General features: G+C 43.3%; 19 protein-coding genes and 7 pseudogenes. 11 read left to right on the forward strand and 15 right to left on the reverse strand.

Annotated elements, in window-relative coordinates; all coding sequences use genetic code 11:
* Positions 1 to 111 precede the first annotated feature (111 nt).
* Positions 112 to 675, forward strand: a complete 564-nt coding sequence (gene hpsU / locus ACM0OZ_RS42740) for a hormogonium polysaccharide biosynthesis acetyltransferase HpsU (RefSeq protein ID WP_414588958.1) — start codon at positions 112 to 114, stop codon at positions 673 to 675.
* A gap of 5 nt (positions 676 to 680) precedes the next feature.
* Here the strand turns inward: hpsU and ACM0OZ_RS42745 are convergent, their stop codons facing one another.
* From ACM0OZ_RS42745 to ACM0OZ_RS42785, 9 genes and pseudogenes are all read right to left on the reverse strand, one after another.
* A complete protein-coding gene (locus ACM0OZ_RS42745) occupies positions 681 to 980 on the reverse strand; it encodes a hypothetical protein (protein WP_414588959.1) in 300 nt (99 codons plus the stop codon).
* Between the two features lie 54 nt (positions 981 to 1,034).
* On the reverse strand, positions 1,035 to 1,598 hold the full coding sequence (locus ACM0OZ_RS42750) for a CAP domain-containing protein (protein ID WP_414588960.1): 564 nt from the start codon (positions 1,596 to 1,598) through the stop codon (positions 1,035 to 1,037).
* A gap of 270 nt (positions 1,599 to 1,868) precedes the next feature.
* Positions 1,869 to 3,103, reverse strand: a pseudogene (locus ACM0OZ_RS42755) (RNA-guided endonuclease InsQ/TnpB family protein).
* 393 nt (positions 3,104 to 3,496) lie between these two features.
* Positions 3,497 to 3,637, reverse strand: a complete 141-nt coding sequence (locus ACM0OZ_RS42760; protein WP_414588961.1) for a hypothetical protein — start codon at positions 3,635 to 3,637, stop codon at positions 3,497 to 3,499.
* 179 nt (positions 3,638 to 3,816) lie between these two features.
* Positions 3,817 to 5,265 (reverse strand): hypothetical protein, encoded by a 1,449-nt coding sequence (locus tag ACM0OZ_RS42765; protein ID WP_414588962.1) that lies wholly within the window; start codon positions 5,263 to 5,265, stop codon positions 3,817 to 3,819.
* 120 nt (positions 5,266 to 5,385) lie between these two features.
* Positions 5,386 to 5,784 (reverse strand): annotated as a pseudogene (locus ACM0OZ_RS42770) (M12 family metallo-peptidase); the annotation flags it as partial.
* On the reverse strand, positions 5,723 to 5,881 hold the full coding sequence (locus ACM0OZ_RS42775) for a hypothetical protein (protein WP_414588963.1): 159 nt from the start codon (positions 5,879 to 5,881) through the stop codon (positions 5,723 to 5,725). The gene ACM0OZ_RS42775 and the pseudogene ACM0OZ_RS42770, both read right to left, overlap by 62 nt.
* A gap of 101 nt (positions 5,882 to 5,982) precedes the next feature.
* Complete coding sequence (locus ACM0OZ_RS42780) at positions 5,983 to 6,516, reverse strand: hypothetical protein (protein WP_414588964.1); 534 nt, start codon at positions 6,514 to 6,516, stop codon at positions 5,983 to 5,985.
* 337 nt (positions 6,517 to 6,853) lie between these two features.
* On the reverse strand, positions 6,854 to 7,237 hold the full coding sequence (locus ACM0OZ_RS42785; protein ID WP_414588965.1) for a hypothetical protein: 384 nt from the start codon (positions 7,235 to 7,237) through the stop codon (positions 6,854 to 6,856).
* Between the two features lie 994 nt (positions 7,238 to 8,231).
* Between ACM0OZ_RS42785 and ACM0OZ_RS42790 the strand changes: the two genes are divergently transcribed.
* A complete protein-coding gene (locus ACM0OZ_RS42790) occupies positions 8,232 to 9,596 on the forward strand; it encodes an AAA-like domain-containing protein (RefSeq protein WP_414588966.1) in 1,365 nt (454 codons plus the stop codon).
* Positions 9,597 to 10,276: 680 nt separating this feature from the next.
* Here ACM0OZ_RS42790 and ACM0OZ_RS42795 read toward each other — a convergent pair.
* Positions 10,277 to 11,218, reverse strand: coding sequence for a hypothetical protein (locus ACM0OZ_RS42795; RefSeq protein ID WP_414588967.1), 942 nt, complete (start codon positions 11,216 to 11,218; stop codon positions 10,277 to 10,279).
* Between the two features lie 116 nt (positions 11,219 to 11,334).
* A complete protein-coding gene (locus tag ACM0OZ_RS42800; RefSeq protein ID WP_414588968.1) occupies positions 11,335 to 11,484 on the reverse strand; it encodes a hypothetical protein in 150 nt (49 codons plus the stop codon).
* Positions 11,485 to 11,550: 66 nt separating this feature from the next.
* Here ACM0OZ_RS42800 and ACM0OZ_RS42805 point away from each other — a divergent pair, with 66 nt between their 5' ends.
* A complete protein-coding gene (locus ACM0OZ_RS42805; protein WP_414588969.1) occupies positions 11,551 to 12,525 on the forward strand; it encodes a 50S ribosomal protein L11 methyltransferase in 975 nt (324 codons plus the stop codon).
* 91 nt (positions 12,526 to 12,616) lie between these two features.
* Positions 12,617 to 13,333 (forward strand): DUF305 domain-containing protein, encoded by a 717-nt coding sequence (locus ACM0OZ_RS42810; RefSeq protein WP_414588970.1) that lies wholly within the window; start codon positions 12,617 to 12,619, stop codon positions 13,331 to 13,333.
* A gap of 40 nt (positions 13,334 to 13,373) precedes the next feature.
* Here the strand turns inward: ACM0OZ_RS42810 and ACM0OZ_RS42815 are convergent, their stop codons facing one another.
* Positions 13,374 to 13,508: a hypothetical protein gene (locus ACM0OZ_RS42815; protein WP_414588971.1), complete on the reverse strand. Its 135-nt coding sequence runs from the start codon at positions 13,506 to 13,508 to the stop codon at positions 13,374 to 13,376.
* A gap of 15 nt (positions 13,509 to 13,523) precedes the next feature.
* Here ACM0OZ_RS42815 and ACM0OZ_RS42820 point away from each other — a divergent pair.
* The 6 genes and pseudogenes from ACM0OZ_RS42820 to rppB form a co-directional block, all read left to right on the forward strand.
* A pseudogene (locus ACM0OZ_RS42820) lies at positions 13,524 to 14,385 on the forward strand (efflux RND transporter periplasmic adaptor subunit); the annotation flags it as partial.
* A 15-nt stretch (positions 14,386 to 14,400) separates the two neighbouring features.
* Positions 14,401 to 17,526 (forward strand): annotated as a pseudogene (locus tag ACM0OZ_RS42825) (efflux RND transporter permease subunit).
* 63 nt (positions 17,527 to 17,589) lie between these two features.
* Positions 17,590 to 18,090, forward strand: coding sequence for a hypothetical protein (locus tag ACM0OZ_RS42830; RefSeq protein ID WP_414588972.1), 501 nt, complete (start codon positions 17,590 to 17,592; stop codon positions 18,088 to 18,090).
* A gap of 288 nt (positions 18,091 to 18,378) precedes the next feature.
* Positions 18,379 to 18,723: pseudogene (locus tag ACM0OZ_RS42835) on the forward strand (response regulator); the annotation flags it as partial.
* Positions 18,713 to 19,466, forward strand: a pseudogene (locus ACM0OZ_RS42840) (transposase); the annotation flags it as partial. The pseudogenes ACM0OZ_RS42835 and ACM0OZ_RS42840, both read left to right, overlap by 11 nt.
* A gap of 17 nt (positions 19,467 to 19,483) precedes the next feature.
* A pseudogene (rppB, locus tag ACM0OZ_RS42845) lies at positions 19,484 to 20,588 on the forward strand (two-component system sensor histidine kinase RppB); the annotation flags it as partial.
* Between the two features lie 231 nt (positions 20,589 to 20,819).
* Here rppB and ACM0OZ_RS42850 read toward each other — a convergent pair.
* Both ACM0OZ_RS42850 and msrB read right to left on the reverse strand, forming a co-directional pair.
* Positions 20,820 to 21,194 carry a response regulator gene (locus ACM0OZ_RS42850; RefSeq protein ID WP_073633483.1) on the reverse strand — a complete coding sequence of 125 codons (375 nt, stop codon included), beginning with the start codon at positions 21,192 to 21,194 and terminating at the stop codon, positions 20,820 to 20,822.
* A 361-nt stretch (positions 21,195 to 21,555) separates the two neighbouring features.
* Positions 21,556 to 22,020 carry a peptide-methionine (R)-S-oxide reductase MsrB gene (msrB, locus tag ACM0OZ_RS42855; RefSeq protein ID WP_414588975.1) on the reverse strand — a complete coding sequence of 155 codons (465 nt, stop codon included), beginning with the start codon at positions 22,018 to 22,020 and terminating at the stop codon, positions 21,556 to 21,558.
* Between the two features lie 467 nt (positions 22,021 to 22,487).
* Here msrB and ACM0OZ_RS42860 point away from each other — a divergent pair, with 467 nt between their 5' ends.
* The gene (locus ACM0OZ_RS42860; protein WP_073633481.1) at positions 22,488 to 22,697 is read left to right on the forward strand and encodes a TOBE domain-containing protein; all 210 of its coding nucleotides are present in this window, start codon (positions 22,488 to 22,490) and stop codon (positions 22,695 to 22,697) included.
* A 131-nt stretch (positions 22,698 to 22,828) separates the two neighbouring features.
* Here ACM0OZ_RS42860 and ACM0OZ_RS42865 read toward each other — a convergent pair whose 3' ends face one another.
* Positions 22,829 to 23,197 (reverse strand): TonB-dependent receptor domain-containing protein, encoded by a 369-nt coding sequence (locus ACM0OZ_RS42865; RefSeq protein ID WP_414588974.1) that lies wholly within the window; start codon positions 23,195 to 23,197, stop codon positions 22,829 to 22,831.
* Positions 23,198 to 23,257: the final 60 nt, after the last annotated feature.

Genomic DNA, 23,257 nt, shown 5'->3' on the forward strand with positions numbered 1-23,257 from the left:
GGAGATGAGGGAGATGAGGGAGATGAGGGAGATGAGGGAGATGAGGGAGATGAGGCAGAGCAGGGGAGAATAATTTTTGACTAATGACTAATGACTAATGACTAATGACTAATGACTAATGACGAACCTTTTGTAGATTTACGTAAGTATGACCAATCCTGGTTTGACCGAGGACGCCCGGGTTGGTATATTTTGTTATGGTGGTTTGTACAGGCGATCGCCTTTCCCCTGACTCCTCACCCGTTTAATAATTTGCGCTGCGCCCTGCTGCGGCTGTTTGGTGCTTCTATCGGCAAAGGTGTATTAATTCGACCGACTGCCCGCTTCACCTACCCTTGGAAAGTCACAATTGGTGATTACAGTTGGATTGGAGATGATGTCGTTTTATACAGCCTAGACCAGATCCACATCGGTGGACACTGCGTCATTTCTCAAAAAAGTTACCTATGTACTGGTAGCCATGACATCCAAGACCCAGCCTTTGGGTTGAAAACGGCGAGTATCACCATTGGTAATGGAGCATGGATTGCCGCAGATTGCTTCATTGGACTGGGAGTGCAAATTGGGGCTAATGCCGTGATTGGCGCTCGTAGCAGTGTTTTTAATGACATACCGTCAGGGCAAGTTTGCTGGGGAAATCCCTGCATTCCTCGATATCCAAGGAAGAAGGAGTAATCGGTCTACAAAGCTGCCAAAAACTTCTCATTGGATTTTTTCACCTTGGATATCCAACCTTGATGTGAATTCAAAATTTCTGTATAGGAAAGAGTGCTGTCAAAGACCAGTTCAAACAACGAAGGTGAGAAGCGGTTGGGAAATAGTTTATGCATGAATTTAGCAAAGGATTCTCTCAACAAAAACTCAATCAGTAATCCGCGAGACAACGGAAAAGAGTTGTTGCTGAGTTCCATCAAGGCATCAGCATCCGGCTGACGGCGAATAGTAAATTGTTCTGTAGCATCAGCCCAATTGTCAGACAACTTTCTTGACCATTTTTCCTGCATCCTGTGGCGTCAGACATTTCTAAAATATCACTAACGCCGCAGAAACAACTGTGTAATGTAATAAGTATTACCAGTTCGCCAAACTCCTACACCAGTCTCCCGAAAAACAGGACGCAGAATATTCTCGCGATGTCCTGGGCTTTTCATCCAACCCTCCACCGCTGCTGGTACAGGTTGAGGAATATTCGTACTTGTGAATAGATTCTCACCCACCACCCAGTAAGAAATGCCTCCAGCCTGTACTCGCTTGTCAAGGGTACTCCCATCTGCCCCGGTGTGGCTAAAGAAGTTTTGTGCAGCCATCTGCCGACTGTATCTTCGGGCAACCTGCGCTAGCTTGTCGTTATTTTGTAAGGGTTTCAGTCCATATTTAACACGCTCTTTGTTAATACCTTGCCTAACTGCTGCCTCAATTTTGGACGTTGCCTGAGTTTGTGTAAGAACTGGGGGCTTTTGGGGTTTGCCTGTTGGCAGTTGAGGCAAAGGTGGCAAATATTCAATAGCTTGCTCGCACCCTGTTGTAAGGAGTGTGAGCAGCACTATCGGGAAAACAAAAACTATGCGGGGTAATTTACGTTGGCACTTATGACTCATATTTATATTTTAAAGAAGCGCCCAGTAAAGGGAAAAAGTACTTATAAACCAACTGCATAACTCCAACGATATCTGTAATCAAAGTGTTGGCAATCCCTGGTAGGGGAACAAGCTTAGTTTCTTTTTTGTTTTTAGCTACTTTTTAATGACTCGTAGTCTTGCACTTCCATTACCCGGCGACAGATAAATTAGCGTAATGACTGCAATTCAGCTTGAGCTTGGAAACAATAAGCACCTTCTGATAAAACAATATTATTGACACTCCCCTGCCTAAAGGCTAGGGGATTCTACATTCTTCCTAGTTACTTGCTCTACCAGGTTTGCACCAAGTAGCACAGAGGTCGCTAGTCCTGTAGCGTTACTTCGGGATTGCCCATCCCTAGTTGATTTTGCTCTATCCAAAATGTTTCTTGCCGCGTTTACATCCCTTTGCAGCACACAACCACATTTGCAAGCATGAGTACGGGTTGACAATGTTTTCTTAACAATGACACCACAATTACTACAAATTTGAGATGTGTGATGTGGATGGACGGGGACAATACTAGTTTTGAACTTTTGAGCAAAATATTCTAACCAACGACGAAATAGAGTCCAAGCTACATCATTGATGGACTTAGCAAGACAATGATTCTTTACCATACCTTTGACATTTAAGTCTAGCCTGCGGCACGCCGCTTCGCGTCTACATAGGCGACTAAGCTGTTAAGCTTGCATACGTTACGCGCTACTCTCTTAGCGTGTTCATTCCGTTGCCTACTTACTCTTAAATGTTTCTTGGCATATCCGGCTCGCGCTATTCGTCGTTGGTTTTTACCTTTTTCTTTCTTGTATATTTGACGTTGAGCGTGTTTAATGGCTTTCTCGGCTTTCCTTAAAAACCTTGGATTTTCTTCGTGATGTCCGTTGGAATCAGAGTAGAAAAACTCAAGACCCACATCTAAACCGATTTCACCGTTACCTGTTCTAGGCTCAATTTTAACTTGAATGTCAACTGCAAATTGACAATAGTAACCGTCAGCTTTCCGAACTAACCGAACTCGTTTGATTGACTTGACAGGATAGGTGTGAATGTCCCACTTCCCTAGTAGCTTGACTTCGCCAATACCTTTTTTATCTGTAAAGGTGATACGTCGTTTTGTAGGATGCAATGACCATCCTGAAGTTTTGTATTCAACTGAACGGTTATCTTTTTGAAACTTTGGAAAGCCTTTATTACCCGGCTTTTTAGACTTGCAATTATCATAGAATCGACTTATCGAAAGCCATGCTCTTTCAGTTGCAGCCTGACAAGCCATTGAGTTTAATTCTTTAACAAATCCAAATTCTTTACGCAGTGCCGTAGAGTAGTTGTTCAAGGCTATTTTGTCAATTTTGGATTCACGAGGCGCATCCATCCAATATTTAATAGCCTTGTTTCGGATGAATTGAATAGTCCTAATAGCCTCGTCAATAGCTCGATATTGCTGTTGTTTACCTTTCACTTTGTACTCCAAAACCAGCACTGCGTTATCACCTCCTTTATTTAACTAATTGAATTCATGCTAACATAAACATGAAACGTTTGTAAGTACATAATGAAGAAAAAAAGATTAAACTGCCTTTTAACTGACCGTAGGCATCATAAGCTACTCTTATTGTCTGCTCAACTAGATAGAACTATCAGTAGTCTCGTAGATGAATGGATAGATTCGCTTCCCGAACCAAAAGTCAAAGCCCCTTCAGGGGCTGACCGTTCGCCTACATCCACCGCCTGAAGTACGACTAAGGCTTTCGCCGTGCTGCAAGCCTTAGTCTCGGTGGTTTTGGCTCACTCGATTTCTTATAAATTTCGTTCTACACGCAGACACGATCGCTCCTCATCATTTTGATGACCGATCCAGGGCGATCGCGCGGTCTCAATTGATTCGCTCTCTCTCGAACGTTGCTTCTATCAATCCATCAGAGGTCAATGCCTTAGCGACTACCGTTGTGTCTGGAATCGGCTCAATTGCTCCAAACTTATGCCATTTGGGATTATCACCATCCTGACTTTTCACGGGATGTGGAAAGTCAGGTCAGGTCAAGGCTGTGTTGCAAAAATTATAACCAAACGCTAGCTAGATGGTTGTAATACCTATACTTCAACCCTGCATATAGTGCTTCTCAATTTTTTACAACACAACCTAAATTTGTGGAGGGGCGATCGCCTTCTGGAATAGGTGCTGCGATTATGCGCTTAAGTCCATTGCGTAATGATGCTTAAATCTGGTGCTGCAAGCTGCATGATAGTGCCTTCAGTCGCACTGCCCGCATAGATTTGGTTTGTAGTCGGGTTGATAGCAATACCCCAGGGTGCATTTTTGGGGATAGTACTCACAATCGTGTTTGTGACCCCATCCATAATTTGTACCCCGGCATCTGTGCCAATATAGACTTGATTGAGTTGGGGGTTGACAGCGATCGCCCTAGCTCCGGCAATGGTTTTGACTGTAGTCACCTCACGAGTGGCGAGATTAATCACTGTAACGCACGGAGGAATTCCTCCTCCACCCAAGTTCGCCACATACAGGTGGTTGAGGTCTGGATTGAACGCTACGTCTACAGGTTGAGTTGGACGAGTGGGATCGGGATTTTCAGGATCTTCGTGGATGGGAATGGTTTCAATTTGAGTTTGAGTTTGATCGCCCGTCTCGCCCGTAATTTTGACAATTGCGATCGCATTGACAATGGGATTGGCGTTGCGATCAAGCATTGCGACATAGAGAGTATTGGTTTTCTCATCCACTGTAATGCCCAAGGGTCTGGATGGGAGTTGAATCGATTGCAATTCCTGATTTGTTGCGCCATTGATAACGCGAATTCTCTTACCTAAGTTGTCGGTGACATAAACGCGGTTCGTCTGCGTGTTAACAATGACATCAATCTGTCCTATTCCTAACTTCAGTCGGGTAATTTCCCTCAGCTTACTGGCATCAGTTGGGTTGATTTCGATAATAGAGAGGCTAGAGCCTTGATGATCAGGTTCAGGGTTAGGCTCACCACGGTTGAGGACATAGAGCCTCTGGGTGAGCGGATTGACTGCTACACTTCGTGGTTGGTAGCTCACTGAAATACGAGTGTTTGGAACTTCTTGGAAAGTTGTACTATCAATAACTACCAACTCACCTTTATCAAAGGACTCATTAGGGTTCTCAATTTTCGAGTAGTAGTGGGTAGCGTAGACATACCTGCCGTTAGTAGCTATGCCTAGCACATCGGCATTAAAGCCTGCTTTTGTTCCTAGTAAGAGGGTTTGAGGTGTTCTGGCTGGAATGCTAAGACTAGTCTGCTTTGTGAAGTCGCTGGTCGCAGTCAGGGTGACAGTAGCGTTTGCCGCATTATCAGCAATCTGGATGGGGAAGGTGGCGGTGGTCTCTCCAGCAGGAACGGTTACATTTGGAATTCTAACCAGCGTTGAGTCACTGCTAGTGAATCTTATAATCTTTCCTTCAGGTGGAGCGGGTGCAGCCAGTTCTATTGATCCGGTGGTTGTAGTGCCTGCCTGAATTGCACCAGCATAGTGTTTCACAACGGTTGATGGAATAGCTTGGGTGCGGCGATCGCTCTGGAGTAGCAGCAATGATACGCAGGCTTGAAGAGCTAGAGGATCGATAGGATCGATAGGTTGAGTGCGGTAGCTTGCCACAAAAGGGATCGTAACCTTTGATACTCTTGCATTGTCTGCAAGGTCCTCCCCAACTGGTCTACCATTGAATTGAATATTAGGATCAGCGCTAGAGTAAAAGGGTATTCGTGAACAGTTTTCAAAGCCAGCTTGCTGACATGCGTCGTTGTAAGCCATAATCGTTCTAAAAGGCACGCTAGTATCAACATATCCATGCGCATAGGGAAAAATCGGATTCTGATCTGGTTGTGAAGCATCCTTATCATGTCCAAATCCCAAATTGTGTCCTAACTCATGTGCAAAGTGGAATAATGGTGAAGATACTTTCGCTGCAATGATTACATTTAAAAATGCCCTCTCCGAGGCGATCTCGGAGCCTAATTCAAAATCAGATTTACGGAGTCCCTGACTAGCACTTCCTATCGTATTTTCTCCTTGTAATTCAACCCATATACTTACGATATTGGCATTAAAACTTTCACGTCGCCTTTTTATGCTCAGTGGTAGGCAGCGAAATACTACTTCCCGTTGTGTTGGTATCCAAAACCGTTATATTAGTAGCCAATCCTGCACTATCTATAGCGACTTCGACTTGCCATTTCTCTTCGATTGCTTTGGTAGCTAGAGAAAACCACATACTTCGCAGAACTAACTCTGAAGAAGAAAGGGACTGATTACTATTCCAAAGTACAGCGCCGTTGAAGGGAGCATCTGGTATACCCCCCCCATTAAACAGAATTACGCAATTAGTTCTAGAAACGGAAATGTAACTAATGGTGAAAAAAGCCATTTTTGGATCTCCTTAGTTGTTGTTAATTTCACTGTGAAAATTAGACATTTTGGCAAGAGGTTATTGCCTAGATGCGATCGCCTATCTCTGTCTCGACTCATTGGGGGTGATCGCTGGTTGAAAATCGCATCGAAACTGTTGCCTTCTGGAATAGGTGTTGCGATGATGCGCTTAAGTCCATTTGTCCAAAAAGGGACATCGCTGCCGGGGTTGTGGTGATTAACATCTTCTTCAACCAGAAAATGGGGTGCGAGGATGATCGTCTCGTGCAATTTACCCGCAGTGGTTGCAGCATCAAGCACATACTGATAATAACCAGTAGCATTCCGGCTATTCCCGTGAAAGACGACCACGGCACGTCGTACAGTCGCATCTTGTTGATCTGGGAACTTGTTGCTACAGTAGGGAATCTTAAGATCACCAATGTTCAAAGCTAATCGATTTGGACATACTGCCTCAACAAGCTCAATTTCGCTCGCCATGATATTTCTCCTTTGATATTCCACCTTATGGAACGATCTATGTCTGTGAACGCACCCTGAGAAATTATCGCCGAATCGTTATTGAACAGGGGCTAGCAACAGTTAAGAAAATCCTATTGTTATAGAAACGGTTAGTAAATTCCTAGGTGAACTCGGTCGTAGCAAGACAGCGATTACCAGAAGCGGCAACCACGCTAGGAGTACTCAATTGTTGAGCTCACGTCTTGCACCAACCTATGTAGCAGGTGGGACGCCCACCTCACAGTTAAATCAATCCCCTGTGGGATAGGCATCTTGCTTCCATCTGCAAAGGTGCAAGATCTGAATTGAGAATTTGTTAGGGCACAGTACTAGGTGACTCAACTGACGATTGTTTTCGCTGATTTAAGAGTTGCTGGACTAAATCAGCTCTCTGTTGCTCAGTGGTAGGCAGCGAAATACTACTTTCCGCTACTTGGATAAAAGTAAGAGCTACAGAGACAGCCAATCCTGAGTTATCATCTACCTCTATATTGACTTGCAATTTCTCTTCCAGTGATTTGGTAGCCAGAGAAAGCCACATACTGCGCAGAATTAACTCTGAAGAGGAAATGCCTTGATTGCTGTTCCAAAGTATGGCAATTGTAGGAATAGGGCTTGTGTTTGATGGGTCATTGAGTAGTACAATGCACTGAGTTCTATCGACGGAAATAATAGCAACGCTTCCAGACCGACTAGCCATTTTTGTTCTCCTTAGTTGTTGTTGATTTCACTGTGAAAATTAGACATTTAGGCAAGAGGTTGTTGCCTAGATGCGATCGCCTATCCCTGTCTCAACTCATTGGGGGCGATCGCTGGTTGAAAATTGCATCGAAATTGTCGCCTTACTTCTTTAGAAGTCGATCAGTTGCGCTGTCCCAAACAAACAAAGCGTCATGTAGGTTTGCGACTGACTGATTTTCTTTACCAGAGGCGATCGCAGGCTGAGAATTGCGATCGTCTGAATGGGACGGGACTTTCTTTCGTTATAAATTCTTGAAGCTTAAAGGGCGATGCTCTACTCAGTGAGAGCATAGGTATAGTACTTATCATCCTTCTCTTCACTACTTATGCAAGAAGTCTACTCTTCGCAACAGAAGCCTATTGACTACACCCGTACATCTACAGCGACTTGATACTGAACTTTATTTGAGTCAAGCTGTCTGCTCCGAATAATTACGTAGTAATCTCCTGTAGCTAGATTTTGGCGAGTAAAGTGAACGTTTTGACATTTTCAATATCTCCATAGTTGAGATTATTCAGGTTATTTCTCGTTTGAGTCTGCTTTGTTCGAGATATCAACAACTGTAGTGAATAAATTTTTATGAGTCCCCTGATAAAATCCGGGAGGTATTTTTGACACAAAGCAGATAGTTTTCCTGATAAATACGGGAAAATCACGTGGAGAATGATAAGCATGAAAAAATTCCGGATAAGTTCGGTTTCCTTCATTTCATCGGAGACTCGGTTGATGGAATCATGAACAAATATTAAATATCAAGTATGAAACATTACTTTTTAGATGCGGCTTTCTCACACACCGAATGACATCAAAAGAATTTGATGTCTGGAAACACCTGCTTTAGTTGTGAATTTAATTTCTAGACAACCAGCTAAAAGCCCATAGTACAAAGTGTTGGATTTGAGACTATAATCCACCTTCGTCACTTTATCTGTTTTCATTAACGCAGGGTTTTATGTATTATCAATCAGAATTTACTTGGGAACAAGCATCTGCATTAGTAAATAATTTAATACTTGAAGTAACTTTAAAACACCTCAGCGATGGTGAAGTACAGGTGTTGCGAGGTTCTTGGGAAGGAAAGACTTATAATGCGATCGCCTCGGAATACCATCTTAGCCGCAGGCGAATTGAAGAAATTGGTGAGGATTTATGGAACAAACTTTCAAACGCCTTAGGAGAACAAGTAAAAAAGACTAATTTTCGGCAAGCGTTGCAACGGCAATGGCACAAAAGTACTCTTCCAATTAGTAATACGTTTGTCAAACCGTCACCCCCTCAAAAACAAGCAACAATTAAAGCTATTGATCTGTATCAGGAACGCTTCCCCATCGAAATTCGTTGTTACCAACAGATATGCCAACCAGGTGCCCTACTAAGAATCAAAGCGCCTTTGCAGATGGGTAAAACAGAGCTGATGTCAAAAGTCATGCATCACGCTCAACAACAGGGATACCGAACAGTGGTTTTGAACCTGTGGTATGCCAGCAAAGAAGATTTCAGCAACCTGGATAAATTCTTGCAGTGGTTCATCACCAGCATCGCCCTTGAACTAGACTTGCTCCAACAAGTAGAGAAATACTGGAAGAGAAGTCATCACAACAGCAAGATTAAGTGCAGAAAATGTTTTGAAAGATATTTGTTACCAGCAGATAAGCCTCTAGCGATCGCTTTAGATGAGGTTGACCGACTTTTACCCTATCAAGAAATTGCCGCAGAGTTTCTGGGTATGCTGCGAACCTGGCATGAAGAAGCGAAAACCAGCGAACTTTGGGCACAATTACGATTGGTGAAGTTACATACTGAAGTTTACACTCACCTGAATATCAATCAGTCGCCGTTTAATGCGGGGTATGAGATAAAGTTGAAAGATTTCAACCGCCAAGAGGTGCAATATTTAGCTTTGAAGTATGGGCTGCAATGGGATAATTCTCAAGTTGAACAGCTCATGGCGATGGTAGGAGGGCATCCTTATCTAGTAGTGAAAGCTTTGCAGATCATCGCAGGGCAGGAAATGTCTTTGGAACAACTTCTGCAAACAGCCCCCACTGCATCCAGTATTTATCGTAACTATTTAGAACGACTATGGCAGCAATTACAATCTAACTTGCAATTGAATCAAGCGTTTCAAATGATAATGTTAGCAGATGCACCACTAGAATTCAACTCGCAATTAAATTTGGATGACGCGGTAAAATTATATGACTTGGGACTAGTAGAGTTGCAAAACAATCATGCGATGCCACGCTACGAGTTGTATCGTCAATATTTCCGTAAAAGGTTGAAAGCAGGGAGTGGAAACGCCGGGAGGTGGAGTTGAAAATATTTCTCCCCCCAGTTTCAAGCCCCCAACGCGCTTCGTGGGGATTTGAACGCACCCCAACTAAAGCAAGCTTATACTTGGGGATTCTTTCGCTACACAATGCATAGCGTTACCAGAATAGCTGGCGTCCTCAGCGTGTCGAGAGAACTTTTGCTCTCGATCACTCCAGTAAAAAGCTTTATTTAGTAATCTGTATAATTGCTTTTTACTTATATTTATATATAGAACGTTGGTCGTGCCTCTACGATTTTTCGTTTTGCCGTACCAATAGTATTTTATCACGACGGGAGCGTTTCGCTTACCCTACCCAAATCAAAAGATTATGGGTAGGGACTGCGCTCAACATTTCTGTTCAATTTTGAATTTATAATGCGTAATTTTGAATCCCCCGTAAGCGCAAAGCGCAGGCTCCTTCATGTGCGCAGCGTCTCCGCTCTTGAGAAGGGGTTGGGTCACAACGATTGAAAAATCTGCCAGCCTCCGGAAAAATCGCCCATGTATAAATACTCATTTTTTTAGAAAAATCCACGTTTGGGGCATCTTAGCGCCCAGATCGTTGGCGCGCTCACCAACCAATTAGTAATGAGGCTGGCAGATTTTTCCGGTTTTAATGAAGCGGTGACGCTATAGTGTGGGATGATGTCAATTCCTCAAGAGTTTGTAGCCACAGATGCAACCTAACTAACAATTTCCTCGGGTTTGTGCAACCCAACCCGCCAGCGGAGGAGTGCAGCAGCAATAGCCATGAAAGAACCCCAAGCCAGCGGTAACCAGATAATCGCCCAGTTGTCACCTGGCAACTCCACATTCAATCCTTCACACAGCCAGTAAATGCCAAATCCCATCAGCAGCATTGCAGCTACAAATTTCATTGGCTTGACAGGCACTTGATTAAGTGGGGTTCTGAACAAGAATGCAAGCACAACCAAGCCAACTGCTGCAACCGAAGCACCACCAATGGCTTCTATCCATTTGCCTCCCGTAGCACCCAACGTGACGACTGCGATCGCCACCTCCACACTATCCAATAGCGCACCCTTGAATGTGGTGACGACAGCAAAGCAGTTCCAGCCAGATTGATTGCCGTCCTTTGCCAGTTCTGCTTCCAGCCTTTCTTCTTCGTCGTCTCCACGCTTCTTGGGAATACCGCTGTAGTACTTGACCACTGACCGTGTCCACTTCTGCCCAAATGCTAGCAGGAAACCTCCGGCAACAATTGCAAGAATATCTACGGGAATGAGCGTCAAACTTTTCCCGAAGATGAGCCAGACAACCACAGTCAAACCAATGCCACTACCTGAACCAACTAGGGCAAAACTACCCAGATAGTCAGGCACTGCCAGAAGTAACGTGGTAGCAATCAGCCAAAATCGCCGCCAGGGTAGATCGGTCCGCACTGTGAGAAACGCCAGTGGCACTGCGATCGCAGCGGAAAATAAAGTGCTTGCCACAGCCAAGGCCATACTGTTTAACAAAACTGCAAGCGTGCGCGGACGCGATACCAAGGAAAACAACTGTTCTTTGCCCACACCCACCGTCCGCACCACTAAGTAAGTCAAAGGCAGGGCGATCGCTAATTCAGTCGAGTCACTATAGCGCACTTCAATATCGATCCCCAAATCTTTCTCAGCAAATCTATAAAAGCTTAAAACAGTGACCAGTGAACAGTGAACAGTGACCAGGTACAAATTGGGGATTTAGACCCCAAGTGAAACGTACCATCTTTGATGGGGGTCTACGGACTCCCGCTAAAAACTGGTAACTGGTAACTGATAACTGGTAACTGCAAAAGATGAGCAGCCGGAGTCAGCAACGCACCTGCTAGAACAGCAATACTGATTACCCTGTAGAGGGGAACTGGTAGGATGAAGAGGCTGTCTGCCATCGGTATGCTTCACCGTGCAGTCAATGTTTATTTTACAGCCATGCAGCTACGCTAGAGGAAGAAAATATGCCGTGGATAGAGTTGAGTCTCAATACAACACACGAGGCTATTGATTGGGTCTGTACGCTGCTTGCTGAGACTATCGATATTAATGATATTAATATCATAGAATATGGCGAACCTAACCTCCCTCACCCAGTAGATCAGGATGTCGCACACCCCCGGTGGACATTCACGATTCACTTATATCTACCCTACGATACTCAGTCGAGGGCACGTGTAGAAAAAATCGTTAATCTGCTCTCGCCTTTGCACCGTACTGGACTAGCGACTGCGATACAGACTACTGTGGTTGAGGAGAGACCTACAGACGCAGACGGGCTCAACTCCAGAGTGCATCGGATTGGGAAGCGGTTTATTGTGCTTACTCCTGATGCACCTTATCAATCCCAGACAGCAGACGAAGTCACCTTGAGACTGAAGACAAGCCTCTCCTTTGGCAGCGGTTTACACCCAGTAACCATTCTCAGCCTTCAACTGCTTGAGCGCTACATAGCCCCGGGGATGAATGTCCTTGACCTTGGATCAGGTTCAGGTATTTTGAGTGTTGCGATGGCAAAGCTTGGGGCAAACGTTTTAGCGCTGGATAACGATAGTATGGCTGTACAAGCCACCCAGGACGCTGTATGTCGTAACGGGGTACAGCCGCAGGTAAAGGTCATGAAAGGCAGCCTGGGATGTGGAAGCAACCTGGGACATTGGATGGGCGGAGACACCATTGGCAATGTGCCAACAATCCCGCCAAGAAAGGCTTTTGACCTCATCGTCGCGAATATTTTGGCACGGATGCATATTGCTCTGGCTGAGGACTTCCAGCGCGGGCTGCGTCAAACTGATGCACACGCCGGAGTGCTGATTACATCTGGTTTTACCGCCGATCATAAGGACAATGTTGACACGGCTCTAACAGAGGCAGGATTCAAGGTCGTTGATTGTGAACGATTAGACGAGTGGGTCGCATTTGCCCATCGCCTTGTATAGCAGTCAACTCCTCTGATAGGACATGACACTTGACACTCTAGTTGACTAGAGAGTTCACAATAGTCGAAGAACACTTCTTGGTAAGTCTTAAATGAATGTCAAGTCTATGCAACCTATTTCTTGGAAAACTGGATTTTTTGCGTTTACCTTTGTAGCGATCGCATCCCTTACAGGCTGTTCTACAACTGCTTCCCAAAACCAAACTCAAGCCCCAAACGCCACTGCAACCGAGGCAAGTGACAAGCAGCAGATGAACCACGGTGGTGGTATGCATCATGGTAGTGATATGAATCACAACATGGCAATGGATTTAGGTCCAGCTGATGCTGATTATGATTTGCGGTTCATTGATGCGATGACTCCGCACCATCAAGGTGCTGTGGAGATGGCAAAAGAAGCCCAGCAGAAATCAAAACGTCCTGAAATCAAAAAGCTGGCTTCAGAAATCATCAAAGCTCAAAACAAAGAAATTGCTGAGTTGAAACAGTGGCGCACAGCATGGTATCCTAAAGCGCCTAGTACACCAACGGCTTGGCATGCTCAGATGAATCACACGATGGCAATGTCTCCTGAGCAGTCTAAAGCTATGCGAATGGACATGGACTTAGGGGCTGCTGATGCCGAGTTTGACTTGCGCTTCATTAATGCAATGATTCCCCACCATGAAGGAGCGGTAACAATGGCGCAAGATGCATTGAGTAAGTCCAAGCGACCTGAAATCAAGAAACTGGCTCAAAGTATTATCAGTTCTCAGCAAACAGAGATTAACCAAATGAAGCAGTGGCGACAAGCTTGGTACAACAAGTAAGAAGCGCGATTTCATCCTAATTTCATTTGTGAGTGCAAAACTAGGAGGTGTGTGCATCAAGAGCGCCCACTAGTAATTGCAACTCCTTTCCTCCAGTAATCAAGGACTTTTGAAGCGCGATGCCTAACTCTCTGCGTTCCCAACCACTCACAGTCATTCGTTGTGTTTCTGGCACACTCGCAAGCCTGCGGTGACGGCTCCCATTGCTGGTAAGGTTGCTGACAGGGAAGTCACTTTAGGGCAATCTTTCGAGGATGCGGGTGGTAAGCTAATGACTATTGTTAATGACAATAAAGTTTTTGCCACTGCAAACATCTATGAAAAAGATTTAAACAAGATCAGGAATGGTCAAAGGGTAAGTCTTAAAGTTGCTTCTATGCCTGAGCGTACCTTTACCGGACGAGTCGCCGTTATTGGGCCGGTGGTGGAAGGTGAAACGCGGGTTGTGCCTGTGAAAGCTGAAATAGATAACCCTGGTGGAGTTCTCAAGCCAGGGATGTTTGCGGAGCTAGAAGTCCTGACAGACCAAACATCGACAGCTATTTTGACTATTCCTAGTTCGGCTGTTGTGGAAGCAAATGGCAAGAAACAGGTTTACGTGCAAAATGGTAATGCTTACCAGCCTGTTGAAGTCACCCTAGGTCAAACCTCTGGGGATATGGTGGAGGTCAAAACTGGTTTATTCGAGGGCGACATGATAGTTACCCAGCGTGCTACTCAACTTTATGCCCAAAGTTTGCGTGGTGGTAGCAAGCAAAAAGACAACGAACATACGGAAGCTCCCTCACAGGCGGAGACTAAAACGCCCAGCTTGCCAGTACCACTGTGGCTAGTTGGAGTAGGGGGAGGAGCTGCGATTGCATGATTGCACTGCGCTTTGCGCAATCGCCACTGTAGCTTTCATGGCTGGTGCTTTCATAGCAGGTCGTCGTCCAAAACCTCAACCATCAACAGAGCTTTCCTTCTTAACAGAAGAATCTTCAGCAGAGTCACCTGCATGGGATGACAACCACCGCACCCTTCACAAGTCAAAAGTGACTCATCAAAAATAAAGACTATCGATAAAAATGCTTAGTGCCATTATTAAATGGGCGATCGCTCGCCGTTGGCTAGTCATCCTTGGTGCAATTGTCGTCACGTTTTGGATATTTCACACAATTATCCAAATGCCCTTGGATGTTTTCCCCAGTTTTGCACCACCGCAAGTCGAAATTCAAACCGAAGCTCCCGGACTTGCCCCTGAAGAAGTAGAATCTCTAGTAACTTTGCCAATTGAAAGTTCCATTAATGGGACTCCTGGAGTGACAGTGGTACGCTCTTCAAGTGCATCGGGACTCTCGGTTGTTAAAGTCATTTTTAACTGGGGAACCGATATCTATCAAGCTCGCCAATTAGTAACAGAGCGATTACAACAAGCTCAAAGTAAACTGCCTGAAGCGGTAGAAACGCCGCAAATTTCTCCTACCACTTCCCCCATCGGTACTGTATTACAATACGCTTTTACTTCTGAAAGTACTCCTTTAATGGAAGTACGGCGTATAGTTGATTGGTAAGTGAAAAATCGCATATTAGCTGTTCCTGGTGTGAGTCAGGTTATAGCTTATGGCGGTGATGTTCGTCAATATCAAGTATTAGTTGATCCAGAGAAGTTAAAAGCCTTTAATGTCACTTTAAACGACATAGTAGAAGCGACATCTGCTGCTAATGTCAATGCTCCTGGTGGTTATTTAATCACTCCTGACCGAGAAAAATTAATTCGGGGTATTGGGCGGATTGAATCTATCGAAGAATTGCAGCAATCAGTGATTACTGCTCGCAATGGTACGCCTATCAAAATATCAGATATTGCTGATGTGCAAATTGGTGCAGCTATCAAACGAGGTGACGGCAGTTTTAACGGTCAAAAGGCAATTATTGTCTTCATTAATAAACAACCTCAAGCGGATACTCCCACTGTCACTCGTGCCATAGAAGCAGCGATGGAAGAAGTGAAAGCAGGCTTACCAAAAGATATTAAAGTGACTGCTACATTCCGGCAAGAAAGTTATATTGATTTTTCTATTGAAAATGTTAGGGAGGCTTTAGTTGAAGGCAGCATTATTGTTGCTCTTATTCTGATACCATTTCTAATGAATTGGCGTAACCTGGCTATTTGTTTAACCGCCCTCCCTTTATCTTTGCTGATTGGAGTACTACTACTCAATTGGTTAGGACAAGGTTTAAATACAATGACTTTGGGAGGGTTAGCAGTCGCCATTGGTTCTGCGGTTGATGATGCGATCGTTGATGCTGAAAATGTCTATCGTAACCTGCGAGAAAATAAACACTCACCTAATCCACGCCCAGTTTTAGATGTTGTATTTGATGGTTGTCAGGAGGTACGGGATTCAGTTTTTGGAGCTACCATCATTACTATAGTTGTCTTCTCTCCAGTTTTTGCTTTGACTGGCGTAGAAGGTAGCATTTTTATCCCTATGGGGTTAGGTTATATGGCAGCAGTGATTGCTTCTAGTATGACGGCATTAACTGTGACTCCAGCTTTATGTGCAATCTTATTGCCTTATGGTAACTTACCAGAAACCGAACCTTGGGTAGCAAGATTTTTTAAGCGGCTTTATCACCCTCTGTTAAAATTCTCACTGCGCCATTGTGGAATTATTTTAGCTGTAGCTGTTGCCAGCTTAGTGGCAGCTACTGTGATTTTTCCCTCTTTTGGGAGAGTGTTTTTACCAGAGTTTGAGGAGCAAACTTTAGTAAATACATTGACACTATATCCAGGTGTGTCGCTTGAAGCTACGAATAGCGCAGGTTTTGCACTTCAAGATGCACTGAAAAATGACTCCAGATTTCCCTATGTGCAATTACGTTCTGGACGTGCGCCAGGTGATGCGGATGCAGCAGGGGTGAATTCAGCACACTTGGATATCGAGTTAAGTGAAAAAGGACTGAAAGATAGGGAGGGAACTATTGAGAAGTTGCGGGAGGAATTTAACAAATTACCAGGAGTAGCACCAAATATTGGGGGTTTTATTTCTCACCGGATGGATGAGGTATTATCTGGAGTTAGGAGTGCGATCGCCGTCAAAATTTTCGGTCCAGACTTAGAACAACTCCGCACCATCGGGAGTCAAGTTAATGAGGTGATGAAAACCGTTAATGGCATTGTAGATTTGCAACTTGAACCCCAAGTCCCAATTGAACAGATTCAAATTAAATTTAACCGTCCTGCTGCATCTCGATACGGTTTGACAGTAGGAAAACTGTCTGAAATGATTGAAACTGCCCTCAATGGACGAGTTGTTTCGCAAGTTTTGGAGAATCAACAAACTTTTGATTTAGTTGTATGGTTAAAATCAGATGCACGTCAAAACCTGGATGCGATTCGCAATTTATTAGTTGATACTCCTACCAGTCAAAAGATTCCTTTAGCACAAGTTGCCACAATTGAAAACGGTACTGGTCCTAACACTATCAACAGAGAAAATGTTTCTCGTTTGATTGTTGTTTCTGCAAACGCTAGCGGTAGAGATTTACGCTCTATCGTCAATGAAATTCGAGACAAAGTCAATCAAGAGGTACATCCACCTTCTGGTTACTATATTCAGTATGCGGGTCAATTTGAGGCGCAAGAAAGAGCAACTCACAATATCCTAATTTTCAGTGTCATTGCCTTTGTCGTCATCACTGTCATCATGTACCTTTCAGTCAAATCCATTCCTTCTACCGCCATGATTATGATTAACTTACCTTTGGCATTGGTGGGGGGAGTTTTTTCTGTGGCTTTGACTGGTGGCGTGATTTCTATTGCTTCTTTGGTTGGCTTTGTCACCCTATTTGGAGTTGCTACCCGTAATGGATTGCTGTTGGTGGATAATTACAACAGCAAATTTGCTGACGGAATGCCTTTGAAAGAAGTCTTAATTAAAGGGTCGATGGAACGTCTGAATGCGATTTTGATGACAGCTTTTACCTCAGCTTTAGGATTAGCACCCTTGGTTGTTGAGAGTGGTCCTGGAAAGGAAATTCTGCAACCACTTTCGATAGTAGTGTTAGGTGGTTTGTTCACTTCTACAGCCTTAATGCTGGTCGTTTTACCTGCGTTGTATGCTCAGTTTGGAAAAAAATTGCTGCCAAAACGGGCTACAGCAGTTGTAGATAATGGTAAGGCAGTTAGAGCAGTAGTGGAACAGTAATTTATTAGCATCATTTTCCATAGTTTTTCTAAATTTTAATAATTTAAAATGAGGAGTCAATCAATGAATTCATTCAAATCTAACTTAATTGTTCTAGGAAGTGTCGGGCTGCTTTTCTTAGGTGCTTGTAGTAATGGTAATCAAGCAGCTAATACAGAAAACAATCCAGTGAGTTCTAGCTCAAGTACTCAGTCCTCAGCCTCAACTCCTTCAGCGTCACCTGCTGCTAAAACCGAGGGACAGCATGGTGAATCTCATGGAGGTCAAATTGTAGAAACGGGAGCTTACCATTTAGAGTTTGTCCCTGAAAAAGAAGCTAATAGAACTCATATGGATTTCTATTTGCAAAGAGGAGACAATCATGAAGCAATACCTGATGCCAAAGTGACGGCTCAAGTTCAGTTACCTGATGGGACAGAAAAGACCGTTCCTTTTACCTATGATGCAAAAGATAAACATTACACAGGTTTACTATCTGAAAAAGCAACTGGTCAATATCAGGTGAAAGTGACTGCCGATGTTAAAGGTGAAAAGGTAAATGGACTTTTTAATTTTAATCAATAACTATCTCCAATCATAAAATAGATTTTTTGTAAAAGTATGATTAATATAAATTTAAAACAACAGATGCACAGCGATTATAGCCGTTTGCAACCCTTGTAAGGTACACCAAAGAAATAATGAACCACAGATGCACACCGATTAACACTAGTTATTCATCTGTGTCCATCTGTGTCCATCTGTGGTTTAATTTTCATTTCTTTGACTTTTGCAAGAGATTGAATGCTTTCATAAGCTTATACAAACAAAAACAGCTTGTTACCTTGATTTCAAGTTACGGTTTATGATTCTATGAGAGTGCTGCTAGTCGAGGATGAACCAGATTTGGGTGCTGCTATTAAGCGAACTCTTACCCAGCAGAAGTATTTAGTTGACTGGGTAATTGATGGTACTGATGCATGGGCATACTTAGAAAATAGCTGGACGCAATACACTTTAGCTATATTCGATTGGATGCTACCAGGAATGTCAGGATTAGAGTTATGCAAAAAGCTACGCTACCAAAAAAATCCTTTGCCTGTCTTGATGCTGACAGCAAAAGACAGCATGGAAGATAAAGTTGCTGGTTTAGATGCAGGTGCAGATGACTACTTAGTAAAGCCTTTTGGTATGGCAGAATTACTGCAAGTTATTAGGTGATTTTATTCCCCTTACCTACTTAGTATTAGATGGTCATTTTGGAAACAATAATGCCTTGCAGATGGCTCGCCAAGTAAACTTGCACATAATTTCCAAGCTCCGCTACGATTCGGCATTATATATACCTTATCAAAACCCTGACCCCAATTGTCGCTCTCGTCGTAAATATGGAGATAAAATTGACTACCATAACATACCTGCGAAGTACTTATGTAAAAGTACTATTGAGGATGAACTCCAAACTGACATTTACCAAGCTACTTTACTCCACAAGGAATTTGCTCAAACACTGAATGTAGTTATTTTAGTCAAAACCAATCTTAAAACTAATGCTCGTAGCCATGTAATTCTATTTTCTAGTGACCTAGAGTTGTCATTTGAGAAAATAATCGACTATTACAAACTGCGGTTTCAAATCGAATTCAATTTTCGAGATGCCAAGCAGTTTTGGGGACTGGAAGATTTCATGAACTTAAGCCAAACTGCTGTAACTAATGCTGTTAATCTAGCATTCTTTATGGTCAATTTGTCCCATCATCAACTCTTAGATTTTCGTCTCCTTAATCCCGGCTCCGGCATTATTGACCTTAAGGCTTACCCAGAGTGGTTTTCGATATGTCCATGAAATCTTAAAAATGCTTCCGGAAATGCCTGAGCCTATTTTATTAACCCAGATTTTTGCCAAGCTTACTTCTTTAGGACGTATTCATACCGTTTCTACAGGCGTTGAACCCTCGTAAATTGGCAGAGGTATTGTTATTATGTACGCTTTTTCGATAATACAGGACGCTTGATTGCCATAGCAGGTTCCTATCCAGAAGGGCTTTCCCCAGTTTTGAGCAAGAAACTTTGGCAAACCCTCAAAGACAACAAAGGTAAGCTTTATCACCAAATTTCCTTTATGCTACACACCCAAGACAATCGCGATTGGGGGTACATCCAGGTAGGGCGAAGCCTCGAAGACTTCAATGCTTATCTGAATGCTGTGAAATTGATTTTAGCCTTGGGATTACCAATAGCAATGGGTTTGGTAGGTGTTGCTAGTTGGTGGTTAGCAGGATTAGCAATGCAACCGATTTACCAATCCTACAGACAAATTCAACAATTTACAGCGGATGTGGCACACGAGTTACGGACACCTTTAGCTGCATCACAAGCAACGGTGGAATCAGCACTGATGATACCGCAACTGGATGAAACAGAAGCGCGGGACATTCTGCAAACTATACAGCGTCAAAATCAGCGACTCACGACTTTGGTTGCTGATTTGTTGCTCTTAGCTCGCCTAGACAGACAAAGAGTGCCAATGCGACGCGAATGTTGCTTGAATGATATTATCAGCGATTTAGTAGAAGAATTTGCAGCAATGGCGATCGCCTCTCATGTGACGCTAACATCTTCAATACGAGTCCATCAACCTCTGAATATTGTCGGTAATTCTGAGCAGCTTTATCGTCTGGTTTCTAACTTAATTATCAATGCGATTCAATACACGCCACAATTTGGGAAAGTGGCAGTTATCTTAGACCGCACTGACCATTATGCTGTGATTGAGGTTCAAGATACAGGTATTGGCATTCCACAAAAGGAGCTGACTCGGATTTTTGACCGTTTTTATAGAGTGAATAGCGTTAGCGAAGCTCCTCCCTTAGGAGGCTCGCTCTCGTAGCACTGGCGGTTCTGGACTAGGGTTGGCAATTTCTTTGGCAATTGTTCAAGCACACCACGGTAGCTTAAATGTGCAAAGTGAATTAGGTAAAGGTAGTACTTTTACGGTTCTATTGCCCTTTGATGTTACTCGGTTTGAAGGTGTTCGCTCTATCTACCCATTTAAATGGCTGCATCGTCGGCCACGTAAATGAAACTATAGCAATCCTAAATTATAAGCCCTACGGGCACGCTACTTTAAACATGAACAATAAGATTCTCGACTTCTTTAAGAAGTCGGGAATCTGGCGCTAATTATCACAAATCAAATCGGATTGCTACATTAACAATTTATTTAGAACTTTTGTCAAAAAAAAAAGATTTTGTTATTAAAATTATCATAAAGAAAAAAGCACAGGCAACACACTGCGCTGGTTCCTTGTTTTTTAGCTCCAACAAGCGTTAATTCTTGCCAGTAATCTATCAAGATTGATCGGCTTGCGGATAAAATCATTAGATCCTATATCTAGTTCTTTGCTGACACTAGCCTCTTCACAACCAGTAACGAGCAAAATGGGAATAAAGGGTAACTTATCATTCTGGCGGATACACCGAGTTAACTCATAACCGTTCATCCCAGGCATCATGACATCTAGTAACACTAAATCAGGTGGTGAAGCCTCTATCTTAGCCAAAGCTAAATTGCCATTGGTTGCGGTATCAACGTCAAAGCCCTCTGCTTCTAGAGCAGTTTGAAGCAAAGATACATTGAGGGCAAAATCATCCACAACCAATATTCGACGACGTTCAGAAGACTGCATAGATGCAAATCCTTATGCATAAAGTAGGGGGACAAAAATTGAGTATTTTTACCCAAATATTTTTATGTTTACATAAAGTCTTAACATTTGAATCTACTTTTAGATAGATGACGTTTGATTGAAATGACAAAATTAATGCGGCAATACGGATTAAGTTCCGATACTGCCGCATCTATGACTTTAGCTTAATCCGGCTTAGTTGCCCCACGTCTGACCCGCTACATATTGTGCAGCATAGCCTTACCGAAAGAAAACCGTTGCCTTTTGCCGTCCTTGAGCAACTGTTCAAATTCCGTGCGATGGCACGAAGTGCCCACCTAAGCGCAAAGCGTCCCGTAAGGGATACGGTGATCGCTCGATATCAGTCTGGAATAAACTTAAGAGAGACACCGTTGATGCAGTAGCGTTTGCCAGTGGGTGCAGGACCGTCGTCAAACACATGACCTAGATGCCCTTTGCAGCGACTGCAATGCACTTCCACTCTGGTCATAAATAATGACTTGTCTACGGTTGTGCCAATTGCACCTTCAATTGGGTGAAAGAAACTAGGCCAGCCAGTCCCACTGTCAAATTTTGTTCCAGATGTAAACAATGGCTGTCCGCACCCAGCACACACATACGTGCCTTTAGCATACTGCTTATTCAGTGGGCTAGTGTGAGGACGTTCTGTCGCATGTTGACGCAGCACACAAAACTGTTCCGGCGTCAACTCTTCACGCCACTCTTCTTCTTTTTTGTTGATTTCAGACTCTCTATTTGAAGTTGTCATAATTCTTGAAGTTCCTGTAAAATAGCGTGAGAAATATGTTCGATTGTTGTTGGTCAGTTGCTGATGAAGTTTGTGATTAAGTCATTAAAGAATGACATATCCTACTTACTAGAATCAACGTCCCTAAACTAACCCTGATAAACTCCTTCAAATTAGCCCAGAAACGCTGCTAGGTCTTCTGAAAATATGTATTTGACCGACCGACTGAAAAGTGACTCATTTAGGACTCAACTTAGCCATTACTGTACTGCTTACCTTATAGTTTTTATTCTACTCATTTACCAATAATACTGGTGAATAGCTTATTTACCTGGTAAAATTCTAAACAATATTCATTTTGACATAAAACCAAAAAGAATTTTCTTGCAGATATCACGAAAAAAGATTCGGTTTACACTAATGAGGGGGTTAATCAAGATTTTTTCACCTCAGTATCACAAAAGCATCCTACCTAAAGGTGATAGACACACAAAAGGTTGTTGATAGTATTAGTAAATCAAAAAACAACCAGGGAGTGTCAGAATATGGAAATTAGTGCTCGTAATGCTTTCAAAGGCACTGTCAAAAAAATTATCACCGGAGCTGTTAACGACGAAGTCAGCATAGAAATTGCCCCAGGAGTAGAGGTCACTGCAGTCATCACAAAAACTTCAGCAGAAACGCTAGGACTCCAAGAAGGAAAACAAGCTTACGCTATCATCAAAGCTTCAGATGTGATAGTTTCCGTTGATTAGGTGATTGTTTTTGTGCCGTCAAGCTTGCCTAATAAAGTGGAACCCCAGCACCAAAACTCAGCCCCTGCAAATCTCCTTTAAGGATTCGGTAGGTTGTCCACAAACTAAAGCTGTTGTACCGTACAACAGCTTTAGTTGGTGTACCGTACACTTGCAAGGCGATTCCCTTCAGCAAAATTGCGATCGCTGCTGATTATGGCGTCAGTATAAGCGTACGATGCAATCACATTCCATCCTGGTAAAATTTCACCGATGACATCCAACTCTACACCGCGACTGCGTTGCTCCCCTCTTTGAATAGAAACTGTTTGGTGTTGAGGATCGGTAGTTAAGACATTTGTTTTGGTGATTTCATAAAGTGTGATAGTTGAGGAAATACGACCACCAAACCAGTCTTTTTTCACCCCTACTTCATACCAGGAGAAACGCATCTTAGTGCCTGGAAAGGCTAATCTTTTAGAGGAGAGTTGGCTAGTGATTGCCAAAGTATCCTCAAACACGCAATACTCCTAAGAAACACATTCGGTAGCAGCAGATTGAGCAACTAAATCAAAGCCCAA

Origin of the sequence: Scytonema sp. PCC 10023 (genome assembly GCF_963920835.1) — a bacterium.
In the GTDB taxonomy this organism is placed as follows: Bacteria; Cyanobacteriota; Cyanobacteriia; order Cyanobacteriales; family Nostocaceae; genus Kalymmatonema.

Excerpts from the sequence above, each read along its gene's own strand:
- ACM0OZ_RS42800 (WP_414588968.1), bottom strand. The coding sequence starts at position 11,484 with ATGGCAGACAGCCTCTTCATCCTACCAGTTCCCCTCTACAGGGTAATC.
- ACM0OZ_RS42790 (WP_414588966.1), top strand. The coding sequence starts at position 8,232 with ATGTATTATCAATCAGAATTTACTTGGGAACAAGCATCTGCATTAGTA.
- ACM0OZ_RS42850 (WP_073633483.1), bottom strand. The coding sequence starts at position 21,194 with ATGCAGTCTTCTGAACGTCGTCGAATATTGGTTGTGGATGATTTTGCC.
- ACM0OZ_RS42810 (WP_414588970.1), top strand. The coding sequence starts at position 12,617 with ATGAATGTCAAGTCTATGCAACCTATTTCTTGGAAAACTGGATTTTTT.
- ACM0OZ_RS42830 (WP_414588972.1), top strand. The coding sequence starts at position 17,590 with ATGAATTCATTCAAATCTAACTTAATTGTTCTAGGAAGTGTCGGGCTG.
- ACM0OZ_RS42805 (WP_414588969.1), top strand. The coding sequence starts at position 11,551 with ATGCCGTGGATAGAGTTGAGTCTCAATACAACACACGAGGCTATTGAT.
- ACM0OZ_RS42785 (WP_414588965.1), bottom strand. The coding sequence starts at position 7,237 with ATGGCTAGTCGGTCTGGAAGCGTTGCTATTATTTCCGTCGATAGAACT.
- ACM0OZ_RS42780 (WP_414588964.1), bottom strand. The coding sequence starts at position 6,516 with ATGGCGAGCGAAATTGAGCTTGTTGAGGCAGTATGTCCAAATCGATTA.
- ACM0OZ_RS42860 (WP_073633481.1), top strand. The coding sequence starts at position 22,488 with ATGGAAATTAGTGCTCGTAATGCTTTCAAAGGCACTGTCAAAAAAATT.
- hpsU (WP_414588958.1), top strand. The coding sequence starts at position 112 with ATGACTAATGACGAACCTTTTGTAGATTTACGTAAGTATGACCAATCC.
- ACM0OZ_RS42750 (WP_414588960.1), bottom strand. The coding sequence starts at position 1,598 with ATGAGTCATAAGTGCCAACGTAAATTACCCCGCATAGTTTTTGTTTTC.
- ACM0OZ_RS42775 (WP_414588963.1), bottom strand. The coding sequence starts at position 5,881 with ATGTGGTTTTCTCTAGCTACCAAAGCAATCGAAGAGAAATGGCAAGTC.